The organism is Streptomyces sp. NBC_00344 (assembly GCF_036088315.1).
In the GTDB taxonomy this organism is placed as follows: domain Bacteria; phylum Actinomycetota; class Actinomycetes; order Streptomycetales; family Streptomycetaceae; genus Streptomyces.
Window position 1 is genome coordinate 4,495,713 of sequence record NZ_CP107996.1, and the last position, 13,467, is coordinate 4,509,179.

Genomic DNA, 13,467 nt, shown 5'->3' on the forward strand with positions numbered 1-13,467 from the left:
TGCCCGGAGGGACCGTTCTCCGGGCACCGGGGTCACCGGCCCGGTCAGGCGATCGGATTGCGCAGGGTGCCGACGAGCTGCAGCGCCCCCGCGGGGTCCTGGAGGTCGACCATCTGCCGGTTGTTCCGGAGCTGGAGACGGTTGAGGCAGGAGAGCTCGAACTCCGGCGCGAAGATGTCGTACTGCCGGAACTTCTCGGCCAGCTGAGGAACGGACTCCTGGTACTCCCGGACGCAGGTGGCGACCGTCTCCCAGAAGTCCCGCTCGTCGAGCACGCCCTCGGTGGCGAGCGTCGCGCCGAGGAAGCGGAAGAAGCAGTCGAAGACATCGGTGAAGAGCGACAGCAGCTTCATCCCGTCCGGTACATCGGCCCGGATGCGTTCCACATCGGGCGGGAGCACCGCGTCCGGGTCCATCACCGCGATCTCCTCGGCGATGTCCTTGTAGATCGCGCGGCGCACGACCCCGTCCTCGATCACCAGGATCACGTTCTCGCCATGGGGCATGTACACGAGGTCGTACGCGTAGAAGCTGTGCAGCAGCGGGGTGAAGTAGGCCTCGAGATAGTGCCGCAGCCAGACCGCAGGTTCCAGACCGGACTCGGCGATCAGCGCGCCCGCGAAGGAGGCGCCGGTCCGGTCCGTGTGCAGCAGCGATGCCATGGTGGCCGGCCGCTCGCCGGGTTCCAGTGACGGAACCGGGCTCTCCCGCCACAGCGCGGCGAGCATCTTCAGATAGGGCGAACCCTTGGCGGTCGCCGCCTCGTACTGCCGGTGGTGGTAGCCGATGGCTGCTCGTTCGCGGATCACGGTCAGACCGGTGGCCTTCAGGATCGGGTCGCCGTCGATGAGGTGCGCGAGCCAGTCGTTGATGGCAGGCGTCGCCTCCATGTACGCAGCCGAGAGCCCGCGCATGAAGCCCATGTTGAGGACCGAGAGCGCGGTCTTGACGTAGTGCTTGGCCGGGGCGCTGGTGTTGAAGAAGGTACGGATCGACTGCTGGGCCAGATAGGAGTCGTCGCCGGGCCCCAGCAGAACCAGCCGCTGCTGGGCGACCTCCGCGGCGAAGGTGACGGACAGCTTGTTCTGCCACTGCCAGGGGTGGACCGGGATCAGGAAGTACGCGTCGAGGTCGAGGCCGAGTCCGGCCATGGTGCCGGCGAACCGCCTCAGTGTTTCCTCACCCAGCTCGGAGAGGACCAGCGACTCGTAGTCCAGACCGGCCCCCGAGGTGAACGTCGCGCGGTCGCGTCGCGCGGCGAGCCAGATCAGCTGCACCGGGCTCGCGGCCTCCGGGGCGTACGCGAGGTACTCCTGGGCACTGAATCCCAGGCGGCCGTTGTTGGCGACGAAACAGGGGTGGCCCTCGGTCATCCCGGTCTCGATGTCCTGGAAGCCGGCCGCGGCCAGTCCGGCCGACGTGACCTGCGGCTTGCCGAGCTTGTATGCGGTGCTCGAGAGGGTGGAGGAGATCTCCTCCAGATAGACCGGCAGTACCTTCTCGCTCAGGCCCAGCGTGTCACGCAGTTCGATGAAGAAGTCCAGCGCGTCCAGCGCACGGTGTTCACCGTCCCGGTGCCGGGTGATGGACTCCGCCGGGATCTGCCAGTGGTCGAGCGCGAACAGCCGGGCACTGAAGCGGTATTCACCCCCGCCGTCGTCGCTGCGCACGGAGTAGGTGTGGTCGCCGAGCGGCTGCGGGGACAGCAGCCGCTCGTGGGAGAACTCCGCGAGCGCCTTGCGGATGAGCAGGCGGGTGGCCTCGGCCCAGAGTGCGGGGGTCAGGTGCGCGGTCATCGGCCGGTCTCCTCGCTGCTGCGGTCCAGGAACCCCTGGCGGGTGCATATGCTCAGCAGGGCGTTCTTCTCCGGCTTGGCGATCTCACGCACGGCTTCGAAACCGACTGCCTTGTTGAGCGCGTGCACTGCTGTGTTGCGGACATCGGGCTCGACCACCACCCGGCGGGTCGCCGGATCGGCGAACAGCTCCTCCATCACCGCGGTGATCACCGCGCGGGTGAATCCGTGTACCGGGGTATCGGTGGGTGCGACGAGGAAGTGCATCCCCACATCACCGGGTTCGGCTTCGTACAGCCCCTTGAGCTCCACCTCCGCCGGGTCGTAGCGCTCCATCAGAAAGGCCGGTGTGCCGTTGTGCAGTCCGATGAAGGCGTCCTGGTGCCGGGACGCGGCGATCGCCATGTACTCCCGCTCGATGTCCGGCAGGGTGGCGTCCTGCATCAGCCAGAAGGCGGCTTTGGGGTGGGTGACCCAACCGAGCACCAGCTCGCAGTCGGAAACGGGGCTTCCCCCACCGGCACCGGGGTGCGAGCGCGGGAAGGGGTCGAGCGGACGGATGGTGAGCGGGGTCATGCGGTGAACTCCTGGAAAGCGATGGCCTTTTCGACCGGGTAGTACTCCTGTCCGCCGAGCAGTTCGCGGATGATGCACGAATTGCGGTAGGCGGCCATCCCGAGGTCGGGTGCGACGAAGCCATGGGTGTGCAGCTCGGCGTTCTGGACGTAGATGGTCCGGTCGGCGTCGATGCTGTAGTTGCGGTGGACGTCGAAGCGCCCCTGCTCGTCCCAGCGGATCCGGTCGTGCAGCGGCGCCAGGAACTCCGGCACCCGGTACTTGTAACCGGTGGCCATGACCAGCCCCTGGGTGGCGAGCGAGAAGTCCTTCTGCTGCTCCTCCTGGCGCAGCCCGAGGGTGTAGGTGCCGTGGTCGTAACCCGCCGTCTCCAGGCTGGTGTTGGTCAGCAGCCTGGTCGGGACGGGCCCGCGCCGGTTCTTGGCGTACAGCAGGTCGAAGATGGCGTCGATCAGTTCCGAGTTGATGCCCTTGTAGAGGTTCTTCTGCGACACATTGAGCCGGTCGCGTGTCCCGGAAGGGAGAGCGTGGAAGTAGTCGACGTACTCCGGTGAGGTCATCTCCAGCGTGAGCTTGGTGTACTCCAGCGGGAAGAACCGGGGCGAGCGGGTGACCCAGTTCAGCGCGTAACCGTGGGTGTCCATGTCCTGGAGCAGGTCGTAGTAGATCTCCGCGGCACTCTGCCCGCTGCCGACCACGGTGACCGACTCCTTGGCCTGGAGCGACTTCTTGGCCTCCAGATAACGGGAGTTGTGTATCAGGTCGCCGCCGATGCCCTGGCAGGCCTCCGGGATGTACGCGGGGGTGCCCGTCCCGAGGACGAGTCTGCGTCCCCGGTGGACGGCGCCGTCGGCGGTCCGGACGGCGTACACCTCGTCCTGCTCCTCGTACACCACCTCGGTCACCGTCTCGCCGAAACGGATCGAGGGGATCTTCGCGGCGGCCCAGCGGCAGTAGTCGTTGAACTCCTCGCGCAGTGGATAGAAGCTCTCGCGGATGTAGAAGGAGTAGAGCCTCCCCGACTCCTTGAGGTAGTTGAGGAAGGAGTAGGGCGATGTGGGATCGGCCAGGGTGACCAGGTCGGAGAGGAAGGGCGTCTGGAGGGTGGAGCCCTCCAGGAACATCCCGCTGTGCCAGTCGAAGTCCGGCTTCGATTCGAGGAAGAGTCCGTTGAGCTCCTCCACCGGTTCGGTCAGACAGGCGAGCCCCAGGTTGAAGGGGCCCAGTCCGACGGCGATGAAGTCGTGGATCTGCCGGGGCCCGGATTCAGGAGGCATGGACAAGGGTCTCTCCCAGGTACTGGCCGGCGTGCTCGGCGAGGAGTTCGAGGACGGCAGCGATATCGGCGACGGTGGTCTGCGGATTGAGCAGGGTGAACTTGAGATAGGCGCGCCCGCCCACAGTGGTGCCCGCGACGACCGCGTCCCCGGAGGCGAACAGCGCCTTGCGGGCGTACTGGTTGGCACGGTCGATCAGGGCGGGGCTGGTGACGTTCTCCGGGATGAAGCGGAAGACCAGGGTGGAGAGCTGGGGGCGGACGGCCACGTCGAAGCGGGGATCGGCGGCGATGAGCTGCCAGCCCTCCTCGGCGAGGTCCACCACCTCGTCGAAGAGCCGGCCCACCCCTTCGGCGCCCATCACTCGCAGCGTCATCCACAGCTTGAGTGCGTCGAAACGCCGCGTGGTCTGCAGGGACTTGTCCACCTGGTTGGGGATGCGGGCCTCGGCGGCGGCGCGCGGGTTGAGGTAGTCGGCGTGGTAGGTCGCATGGCGCAGGGTCGCCGCGTCGCGTACCACGAGTGCGCTGGAACTCACCGGCTGGAAGAAGGACTTGTGGTAATCCACCGTGACGGAGTCGGCGTGCTCGATGCCGTCCAGCCGGGATCGGCGCTGCGAGACGAGCAGCCCGCACCCGTAGGCCGCGTCGACGTGCATCCAGGCGCCGTACTGGGCGCAGAGCTCGGCGATCCCGGGCAGCGGGTCGATGGAGCCGAAGTCGGTGGTCCCGGCGGTGGCGACGACGGCCATGGGCACACCACCCTCGGCGCGGCACCGCTCGAGCTCCCTGGCGAGGGCGACCGTCCGCATCCGCTTGTCCTGGTCGCAGGGGATGGAGACGACGGCCTCCGGCCGCAGCCCGAGCAGTTTCGCGGACTTCTGGACGCTGAAGTGGCTGCACTCGGAGGTGAAGACCCGCAGCGTCGCGGGGTCCGCGGCCTTGGCCTCCTCGCGGGCCAGCAGCAGGGCCTGGAGGTTGGACTGCGAACCACCGCTGGTGAAGACCCCGTCGGCGGCAGGTCCGAAGCCGATCCGTCCGGCGGTCCAGTCGACCAGCCGGCGTTCGATCAGCGTGCCGCCCGCGCTCTGGTCCCAGGTGTCGAGGGAGGAGTTGACGGCGGAGAGCACCGCCTCAGCCGTCACGGCCGGGATGACGACCGGGCAGTTGAGGTGGGCGAGGTAGCGGGGGTGGTGGAAGTAGACCGCGTCGCGCAGATAGACCGTCTCCAGCTCGTCCAGCGCGGCTCCGGCGTCGCCGAGGGGCTTGTCCAGATCGATGGCGTCCACGGCAGGGGAGAGCTCGTCGGGGGTGATGCCGGTGAAGGGGCTCTTGGTGGAGGCGATGTGGGCCGCCACCCGCTCGACGGCTGCGGTGGCGGTGCGGCGGTACTGCTCCGCTGTCGTGTCATTGAGCAGGTGTGAGCGCATGGACGGTCCTCCGGTGAGGAAGAGAGGGGTGGCGGGGGGTGGGGCGGCGAGCCAGTTGCTTAGGTAAGGCTAACCTAACTTACTCGTGAGGAGGGTGCAACGAGCCTCAACGCCCCTGCCGGGACGGGGAGATGTCAGGCGGCCGTCTCCCGCAACTGCTCCTCGCTGAGCCCGTGCCGCCAGTACCCGACGAACGTGACATGGCGGCGGTCGAGCCCCCGTTCGTGGACCAGGTGGCGGCGCAGTTCCCGCACGCCACCCGCCTCGCCCGCGATCCACGCGTACGGCGAGGCTCCCGGCAGCGCGGCCGCGCGTACCGCGTCGACGGCCCGCGGCGCGCCCTCGGCCCGGACCAGCCAGGTGATACGGGCATCCGCCTCGGTGAACAGCGGTTGCCGGTCCAGGCTGTGCCGGACATCGAGCCAGACATGCGCCCTGGTCCCGGCGGGCAGCCACTCCAGGGTGGCCGCCGCGGCGGGCAGGGCCGTCTCGTCGGCGCAGATCAGCACGGAGTCGGTGCCGGTGGGCGGCTGGAAACGGACGGCCTTGTTCCGGGCGACAGCGGGACCGAGCGCGGTCACCTGTTGGCCCGGCGTGGCCTGCCGGGCCCAGCGTCCTGCCGGGCCGCCGTGCCCGGGCCTGCCGGCCCCCTCGCCGAGGTCGTCGTGCAGGGCGAAGTCGATGTCGATCTCGTCCGGATCGCGGCGCTGCCCGCGCACGGTGTAGGAGCGCATGACGGCACGCACGCTCTCGGGCAGCGCCCGCCACTCGGTGAACCAGTCGTCGCCGGCCGGCAGTACAGGCCGCTGCTGCCCGGGGTGCGGCAGGAAGAGCGACAGGCTCTGGTCCCGCCCTCCGGCGGCGAAGTCCCTGAGGTCCTCGCCGCCGAAGGTGATGCGGACCATCGACGGGCCGAGCCGCCGCGTCCGTACGACGTGCAGACCGAAGAAGCGGAACGGGGCGGTGGCAACCGTCGTCATGGGGTCAGCCGACCTTCTTGGCGTTCTCGATCGCCTGGGCCAGGGCGTCCAGGGCCGGGGCGCACTTGTCGTAGGAGAAGATCGGGTCGGTCGTCGAGCGCGGGATGACCTGGCCTGCCTTGACCGCGGGCAGCTCGCGCCAGGTCGGCTTGGACTTCAGGGCCGCCGGCTGAAGCGCCGATGTGCGGTTGTCCATCATGATGATGTCGGCCGGGTACTTGTCGGCGTTCTCCCAGCTCAGGGACTCGAACCAGCCCTGCTTGTCCACCTTGCCGGGAACGACGATGTTGACGCCGAGCTCCTTGAAGTACCGCAGGTCGGCGGACGGTTCGGGCGTCGAGACGTACAGCAGGTCGGCGCTCGCCGAGCCGATCAGGACCCGGATCTTCGGGTTGGCCTTGGCGGCGGCGCGCAGCCGGGCGGCGGCCTTCTCGAAGCGCGTCTTGGCATCGGTGACCTTCTTCGCCTTCAGGTCGGCGCCCAGCGAGGCGGCCAGTTCCGCGTGGCGCTGGAGCACGGCCGGCATAGAGGTCCGCGCCACCATCAGCGCGGTGCTCGGGGCGAGCTTGAGGATCTTGTCCTTGGACTCGTCCGGCACGTACCAGAGCGCGCCCTTGTCGTACATACCGGTGATCAGCAGCTCGGGGGAGAGGGCCGCGTACTTCTCGACATTGAACTCACCCCAGACGTTGCCCAGGATCTCGACCTTGCTGATGTCGAGGTCCCCCGCCTGAACATCGGCCTTGCCGTCCTTGGTCCTGGTCGGGCCGAAGACTCCGACGACCTCGACGCCGTAGTCGTGGAGGGCCGCCGCGGTGCCGGTGAAGGCGACGATCTTCCGGGGGGTCGAACCGGCCTTGGCGACCGTCCCGCGGTCGTCCTTGAACGACCACGGCCCGGAGTCCGACTCCGCCGGGCCAGAGCTCTTCGAGTCGCTGTTTCCACAGGCGCTGAGGGCGGCACCGACGCCGATGGCGCCGCCTGCGGCGAGTATGGTGCGACGGGAGAGGCGGGACGCTCGGGCATTGGGCATGGCGGGGCTCTGCTTTCCGTACGTGCCGGGACGGCCACTGGTCATTTCCAGGTCAGGTTAGCCTAACCTGACCTTCTGTCCAGGGTGTCGTCGCCCCATCCGGGACCGGGGGTATGCCCAGGCCCTGACCGCCTGCCGGTTCACGCGACGCGTCCGGCGGCCTTCACACGCTCCCCGCGCGGGCCCGTGCCGGAGATCGGACAGCGTTGCCGCTACGCCCCACGGCGGGCCGCTCCGGCCAAAGCCCGGACAAAAATGCCGGTTGACGGGGGATCAATACGTGGTGACGCAGCTAACATGACAGCCTCCGCAGTCCAGGGGGCCGGCGGCGCCCTCAGGCGGCTGCGTCCTTCCGGGAGCACATTCGAGGTAACAAGCGTCCCCGGACGCGACGGGAGGCCAGCACGTGAACGGCGGCAGCCGGGCCCGGCGCCTGACCAGTCGACTCGCCGCACAGAGCGCCGCTCCCCGGCACGGCAGTGCTGCCCGCAGGCTGCGGTTCCGGCGCGGCCTCAGCGCGGCGGAGCAGTTCACCACCCGCTCCAGGCTGGCCTGGCTCAACACGGCGAGCACCCGGATCGGCACCACCCTGGACCTGGAGCGCACCGCTCAGGAGCTTGCGGAGTTCATCGTTCCCCGGCTGGCGGACGGCGCGGCCGTCGATCTGCTCGAAGCCGTGCTGCGGGGCGAGGAAGGCGAACGCGCGACGGGCGGTACCGGCGTGCCGGTCACCCGGGCCATGGCCGTGCATGCCATCGACGAACTCACCACGCTGGAGCCGTCCCCGGTCGGCGAGATGATCGTCCGCAGCGGTCACTACCGCGAGACCCTCCTCACCAAGTACTGCCTGGGCCAGCGCAAGCCGGTCGTGGTCAGTCATCTGACGGACGAGGACTACGAGCGCATCGCACACACCCCGAGCGCCGCGGACAAGATGCGCAGAGCGGGCGTCCGCAGTTACATGGCCGTGCCGCTGATCGCCCGCGGAGTCCTGCTCGGTACCGCCGACTTCGTCCGCGCGGCGGGCAGCCAGGACTTCTCCGCAACCGACCTCGCACTCGCCGAGCAACTCGCCTCCAAGGCCGCGGTCTTCATCGACAACGCCCGCCTCTACGGGCGCGAGCGCGAACACGTGGTCTCCCTCCAGCGCAGTCTGCTCCCACGTGCCACCCCCCATACCCCGGGTCTGCGGATAAAAGCCAACTACGCCCCCGCCGCGGACACCCATGGAGTGGGCGGCGACTGGTACGACGTGATGGCGCTGCCCAGCGGCCGCACGGCGCTGATGGTGGGCGACGTCATGGGCCACGGTCTGCCCGCGGCGGCCACGATGGGGCGGCTGCGCACCGTCGCCCGCACCCTGATGATGCTGGACATCGCCCCGGACCGGGTGCTCGCGCGTCTCGACCTGGCGACCCGCGACCTGGAGGACGAACAGGTCGCCACCTGCCTGTGCGCGGTCTTCGACCCGGCCGACTCGACGTACACGCTGGCCAGCGCCGGGCATCTGCCGCCGTTGCTGGTGGACGCGGCCGGCCGCGCCGGCTACGTGGATGTGCCGACGGGAGCCCCGCTGGGCGCGGGGGTGATTCCGTACGACCCGATGCGGCTGGAGGCTCCCGCCGGGGGCCGGCTCGTCCTCTTCACCGACGGACTGATCAAGACCCGCGTCGACGATGTGGACACCCAGCTCGCCGGACTTCTGAGGACAGCCACCGGGATGCTGCCGGGGGGACTGGACGACCGGAGCCTGCTCGCCGCGGCGCCGAGCGGTGAAGGACGTTTCGACGAGGCCGTGGTGCTGGTCGCCGAAAGCGCCGTGACCCCGGATGCCGAACTCTGCGTCTGGAACCTGCCGGAGGGCGGAACCGCCGCGTCCAGGGCCCGCAAACTGGTGAGGGGACAACTGGAGCGTTGGGGCCTGACCGAGCTGGCCGATGTCTCGGAGCTCGTGGTCAGTGAGCTGGTCGGCAACGCCCTGCGCTACGGCGCCGGTCCGGGACAGCTGCGGTTGCTGCGCGGCGAGCGGCTGATGGTGGAGGTCTCCGACACCGGGCCGGATCTGCCGCAGATCCAGCACGCCGACGTCAGCGACGAGGGCGGCCGGGGTCTGCAACTCATCAACATGCTGTGCCGCAGCTGGGGTTCGTGCCGCACGTCCCGGGGCAAGGTCGTCTGGGCCGAGCAGGACATCCCCCGCTGACGGCTCGTCACCTGCGGGGGCCGGCCGGGCCCCTGGCAGGGGCCCGGCCGACTGTCGGAGTGATTCCCCGTGCTCAGCTCGCGTTCAGGCCGAGCTCACGCGCGATCAGCATCCGCTGCACCTCGCTGGTGCCCTCGCCGATCTCCAGGATCTTGGAGTCGCGCCACATCCGGGCCACCGGGTACTCGTTCATGAACCCGTAACCGCCATGGATCTGGGTGGCCTCGCGGGCGTTGTCCACCGCCACGGTCGACGAGTACAGCTTCGCCAGCGCGGCTTCCTTCTTGAAGGGCTCGCCGGTCACCAGCCGCGAGGCCGCGTCCCGCCAGGAGACCCTGGCGGTGTGGGCCTTCATCTCCATGTCGGCGATCTTGAACTGGATCGCCTGGTTGTCACCGATCGGGCGGCCGAAGGCGTGCCGGGTCTTCGCGTAGCCGACCGACTCGTCGACACAGCCCTGGGCAAGTCCGGTCGCCAGGGCCGAGATCGCCACCCGGCCCTCGTCGAGGATGCGCAGGAACTGCGCGTATCCGCGGCCCTCTTCGCCGAGCAGGTTCGCGGCCGGTACCCGGACGTCGGTGAAGGACAGCTCACGGGTGTCGGATGCGTTCCAGCCGACCTTGGAGTACGGCGCCGCTACGGTGAAGCCGGGAGTGCCGGAGGGGACGATGATCGAGGAGATGAGCGGCCGGCCGTCGGCCTTCCGGCCGGTGACGGCGGTGACGGTGACCAGGCCGGTGATGTCCGTACCCGAGTTGGTGATGAAGCACTTGGAGCCGTTGATCACCCAGTCGTCGCCGTCCCGCACGGCCGTCGTACGGGTGCCGCCCGCGTCCGAGCCGCACTCCGGCTCGGTCAGCCCGAAGGCGCCGAGGATCTCGCCGGAACACATCCGCGGCAGCCATTCCCGCTTCTGCTCCTCCGTGCCGAAGCGGAAGACCGGCATCGCGCCGAGCGAGACGCCGGCCTCCAGGGTGATGGCCACCGACGAGTCGACCCGGGCCAGCTCCTCGAGGGCGATACCCAGGGCGAGGTAGTCGCCGCCCATACCGCCGTACTCCTCGGGGAAGGGCAGCCCGAAGAGGCCCATCCGACCCATCTCGCGGATGATCTCGTAAGGGAATTCGTGCCGCTCGTAGAAGTCGCCGATCTTCGGCGCGATCACGTCGTGCGCGAACGCCTCCACCGTGCGGCGGAGTTCTTCGTGCTCGGTGGTGAGACGGTGGTCCATTGTTCACTGCTCCTGGTGGGAGAGGGCTTTGACCGTGCGGGAAGGGCTGGGTCGGCCCAGCTGTCCGGCCATCCACACGCTGGTGGCGGTGAGGCGGCCGAGATCGACCCCGGTTTCGATGCCGAGGCCTTCGAGCATCCAGACCAGGTCTTCGGTGGCGAGGTTTCCGGTGGCGGACTTCGCGTACGGGCAGCCGCCGAGTCCGCCCGCCGAAGCATCCACCGTGGTCACGCCGTGCCGGAGGGCGGTGAGCGTGTTGGAAAGGGCCTGGCCGTAGGTGTCGTGGAAGTGCACACCGATGGACTGCGTCGCGACGCCGGCCTGTTCGAGGCCGGTGAGCAGTGCGGACACATGGCCGGGGGTGGCCACCCCGATGGTGTCACCGAGGCTCAGTTCGTCACAGCCCAGGTCCATCAGCCGCCTGGCCACCGAGATGACCTGAGCGACCGGTACGGGCCCCTCCCAGGGGTCGCCGAAGCACATCGAGAGATAGCCGCGGACATGCATCCCGGCCGTGCGCGCCTGATCGACCACCGGTTCGAACATGGCGAGCGATTCGTCCACGGTCCGGTTGAGATTGGCCTTGGCGAACGACTCGGTCGCGCTGCCGAAGACGGCGATCCGCCGGGCCCCGAGATCCAGGGCGCGCTCCAGCCCGCGGGCGTTCGGCACGAGGACCGGCAGGCAGGCCCCGGAGATGTCCCGCAGCTGTGGGAAGAGCTGCTCGGCGTCGGCCAGCTGGGGGACCCACTTGGGGTGCACGAAGCTGGTCGCCTCGATGGTGGTCAGGCCCGCGCCGGCCAGCCGGTGGATGAACTCCGCCTTGACCTCGGTCGGTACGACGGTCTTCTCGTTCTGCAGCCCGTCGCGGGCACCGACCTCATGGATACGGATCCGCGGTGGCAGACCGGGCGAAGGCACGGACATCGGCAGTCCGTTGCTCATGATTCCTCCTGCGGAGAGCCGGCGGCCGGGGTGACCACGGCCAGGATCTGGTCCATGGCGACGGTGGTGCCCGGCTTGACGTCGAGTTCGGTCACGGTGCCGGCGTGCGGGGCGGTGATGAGGTGCTCCATCTTCATCGCCTCCACCACCAGCAGCCCCTGTCCCGCGACCACTTCGTCCCCGGTGGCCACCTTCACCACGGTGACGGTGCCGGGCATCGGAGCAGTGAGCGATCCGGCGCCGCCGCGCCCTGCCGCCGCGTCCAGGGTGGCTTCGACGGGGTCGTGGTCCTGGACGTGCCAGGCGTCCCCGTCCCGGCCGAGCCAGTCCCCGGCCCGGTGGAAGGTGTGCACGGTGCCGTCGACGGTGACGGAGACCGAACGCGGTTCCACCCGGCCTTCACCCTCGGCGCGTACCGGCTCATGGCCCGGGACGCGCAGCCAGTGGGCCAGCGGCGCCGCCGTACCGCCGAGCCGCCAGCCGCTCGGCACCGAGAACGGGTCGGTCCAGCCGCCGGGGCCGTCCGGCCGGGGCGCCGCACCGGCCCGGCGCACGGCCGCGGCCGCCGTGTACACCTCGGGCGGTACCGTGCCGTCGACCAGGCCGTCCGCCTCGCGCTCCACCAGCCCGGTGTCCAGCTCGCCCGCCACCACCGCCGGGTGGGCGAGCAGCCGGCGCAGAAAGCCCGCGTTGGTCGGAACGCCCAGGGTGACGGTGTCCGCCAGCGCCGCGCGCAGCTTGCGCAGCGCCGTCGCCCGGTCGGGGCCGTACGCGATGACCTTCGAGAGCATCGGGTCGTAGAGACTGCCGACCTCGGCGCCCTCGCTCAGGCCCGAGTCGGTGCGTACGCCTCCTCCAAGCTCTCGGATCCGCTCGAGCAGGGGGGACCCCCACTCCTGCGGCTCGTGCAGCGACAGGACTGTGCCACCGGACGGCAGGAAGCCCCGGGCCGGGTCCTCGGCACAGACACGGGCCTCCACCGCATGACCGGTGAGGACGATGTCCTGCTGGGTGAAGGGGAGTTGCTCACCGGCGGCGACGCGGACCTGCCACTCGACAAGGTCGATTCCGGTGATCAGCTCGGTCACCGGGTGCTCGACCTGGAGACGGGTGTTCATCTCCATGAAGTAGTACGAGGAGGGGTCGTTGCCGGGGACGATGAACTCCACCGTGCCCGCGCCGGCGTATCCACAACTGCGGGCCGCCTGCACGGCCGCCTCACCCATCGCCGCCCGGGTGGCCGGGTCCAGCAGGACGGACGGAGCCTCCTCGATGATCTTCTGATGGCGTCGCTGCAGCGAGCACTCGCGCTCGGCCAGATGGATCACATTGCCGTGGCCGTCCGCCAGGACCTGGATCTCGATATGGCGCGGCCGGTCGATCCACCGCTCGACCAGGAGCGTGTCGTCACCGAACGACGAACGGGCCTCGCGCCGGGCCGACGCGATCTCATCGGCCAGCAGGTCCGCGTCCCGGACCAGGTGCATGCCCTTGCCGCCACCGCCGGCCGATGGCTTGAGCAGCACCGGCATGCCGATGTCGCGGGCCGCTGCCGCCAGTTCCGCGTCGGTCAGACCGCTGCCCGACGAGCCGGGGACCACCGGGACACCCGCGGTCTGCACCGTCGCCTTGGCGCGGATCTTGTCGCCCATCAGGGAGATGGCGGACGCGGGAGGGCCGATGAAGACCAGACCCGCGTCCGTGCAGGCCTGTGCGAAGGCCGCGTTCTCGGCGAGGAAGCCGTAGCCCGGGTGCACGGCCTGCGCGCCGCTGCGGGCCGCGGCGTCCAGCAGCCGCTCCACCGACAGGTAGCTCTCGGAGGCGGCCGCCGGCCCGATACGGACCGCGGTGTCCGCCTCCCGTACGTGCCGGGCGTCCGCGTCCGCGTCGCTGAAGACGGCCACCGAGCGGATGCCCAGCTCCCGCAGCGTACGGATGACACGGACGGCGATCTCGCCCCGGTTGGCGATCAGAACGCTGTCGAACATTTTCATCCTC

The 13,467-nt window shown here is 69.6% G+C and carries 10 protein-coding genes; 1 reads left to right on the forward strand and 9 read right to left on the reverse strand.

Going from position 1 to position 13,467, the window contains the following annotated elements; all coding sequences use genetic code 11:
* Positions 1 to 44: 44 nt before the first annotated feature.
* The 6 genes from OHS16_RS20335 to OHS16_RS20360 all read right to left on the reverse strand — a co-directional run bounded on the left by OHS16_RS20335 (position 45) and on the right by OHS16_RS20360 (position 7,090).
* Entirely contained in the window at positions 45 to 1,796 is a 1,752-nt protein-coding gene (locus tag OHS16_RS20335) for an IucA/IucC family protein (protein WP_328538644.1), read from the reverse strand.
* A complete protein-coding gene (locus tag OHS16_RS20340) occupies positions 1,793 to 2,371 on the reverse strand; it encodes a GNAT family N-acetyltransferase (RefSeq protein WP_328538645.1) in 579 nt (192 codons plus the stop codon). Before OHS16_RS20340 ends, OHS16_RS20335 begins: the two co-directional genes overlap by 4 nt.
* Positions 2,368 to 3,648 (reverse strand): lysine N(6)-hydroxylase/L-ornithine N(5)-oxygenase family protein, encoded by a 1,281-nt coding sequence (locus tag OHS16_RS20345; protein ID WP_328538646.1) that lies wholly within the window; start codon positions 3,646 to 3,648, stop codon positions 2,368 to 2,370. The genes OHS16_RS20340 and OHS16_RS20345 overlap by 4 nt, the downstream gene beginning before the upstream one ends.
* Complete coding sequence (locus OHS16_RS20350; protein WP_328538647.1) at positions 3,638 to 5,077, reverse strand: pyridoxal phosphate-dependent decarboxylase family protein; 1,440 nt, start codon at positions 5,075 to 5,077, stop codon at positions 3,638 to 3,640. The genes OHS16_RS20345 and OHS16_RS20350 overlap by 11 nt, the downstream gene beginning before the upstream one ends.
* Before the next feature lie 134 nt (positions 5,078 to 5,211).
* Positions 5,212 to 6,057: a siderophore-interacting protein gene (locus OHS16_RS20355; protein WP_328538648.1), complete on the reverse strand. Its 846-nt coding sequence runs from the start codon at positions 6,055 to 6,057 to the stop codon at positions 5,212 to 5,214.
* Between the two features lie 4 nt (positions 6,058 to 6,061).
* Entirely contained in the window at positions 6,062 to 7,090 is a 1,029-nt protein-coding gene (locus OHS16_RS20360; protein WP_328540921.1) for an ABC transporter substrate-binding protein, read from the reverse strand.
* Between the two features lie 406 nt (positions 7,091 to 7,496).
* Between OHS16_RS20360 and OHS16_RS20365 the strand changes: the two genes are divergently transcribed.
* Positions 7,497 to 9,293, forward strand: coding sequence for a SpoIIE family protein phosphatase (locus OHS16_RS20365; protein WP_328538649.1), 1,797 nt, complete (start codon positions 7,497 to 7,499; stop codon positions 9,291 to 9,293).
* A gap of 73 nt (positions 9,294 to 9,366) precedes the next feature.
* On the opposite strand, the gene OHS16_RS20370 is transcribed toward OHS16_RS20365, so the two are convergent.
* Genes OHS16_RS20370 through OHS16_RS20380 form a run of 3 tightly spaced genes read right to left on the reverse strand, consistent with a single transcriptional unit; the run spans position 9,367 to position 13,463 of the window.
* A complete protein-coding gene (locus tag OHS16_RS20370) occupies positions 9,367 to 10,524 on the reverse strand; it encodes an acyl-CoA dehydrogenase family protein (protein ID WP_328538650.1) in 1,158 nt (385 codons plus the stop codon).
* Positions 10,525 to 10,527: 3 nt separating this feature from the next.
* Entirely contained in the window at positions 10,528 to 11,469 is a 942-nt protein-coding gene (locus OHS16_RS20375) for a hydroxymethylglutaryl-CoA lyase (RefSeq protein ID WP_328538651.1), read from the reverse strand.
* The gene (locus tag OHS16_RS20380) at positions 11,466 to 13,463 is read right to left on the reverse strand and encodes an acetyl/propionyl/methylcrotonyl-CoA carboxylase subunit alpha (RefSeq protein ID WP_328538652.1); all 1,998 of its coding nucleotides are present in this window, start codon (positions 13,461 to 13,463) and stop codon (positions 11,466 to 11,468) included. The genes OHS16_RS20375 and OHS16_RS20380 overlap by 4 nt, the downstream gene beginning before the upstream one ends.
* Positions 13,464 to 13,467: the final 4 nt, after the last annotated feature.

Bases quoted from the DNA above. Each gene is read 5' to 3' on its own strand.
- OHS16_RS20335 (WP_328538644.1), bottom strand. From the start codon at position 1,796: ATGACCGCGCACCTGACCCCCGCACTCTGGGCCGAGGCCACCCGCCTG.
- OHS16_RS20340 (WP_328538645.1), bottom strand. From the start codon at position 2,371: ATGACCCCGCTCACCATCCGTCCGCTCGACCCCTTCCCGCGCTCGCAC.
- OHS16_RS20345 (WP_328538646.1), bottom strand. From the start codon at position 3,648: ATGCCTCCTGAATCCGGGCCCCGGCAGATCCACGACTTCATCGCCGTC.
- OHS16_RS20350 (WP_328538647.1), bottom strand. From the start codon at position 5,077: ATGCGCTCACACCTGCTCAATGACACGACAGCGGAGCAGTACCGCCGC.
- OHS16_RS20355 (WP_328538648.1), bottom strand. From the start codon at position 6,057: ATGACGACGGTTGCCACCGCCCCGTTCCGCTTCTTCGGTCTGCACGTC.
- OHS16_RS20360 (WP_328540921.1), bottom strand. From the start codon at position 7,090: ATGCCCAATGCCCGAGCGTCCCGCCTCTCCCGTCGCACCATACTCGCC.
- OHS16_RS20370 (WP_328538650.1), bottom strand. From the start codon at position 10,524: ATGGACCACCGTCTCACCACCGAGCACGAAGAACTCCGCCGCACGGTG.
- OHS16_RS20375 (WP_328538651.1), bottom strand. From the start codon at position 11,469: ATGAGCAACGGACTGCCGATGTCCGTGCCTTCGCCCGGTCTGCCACCG.
- OHS16_RS20380 (WP_328538652.1), bottom strand. From the start codon at position 13,463: ATGAAAATGTTCGACAGCGTTCTGATCGCCAACCGGGGCGAGATCGCC.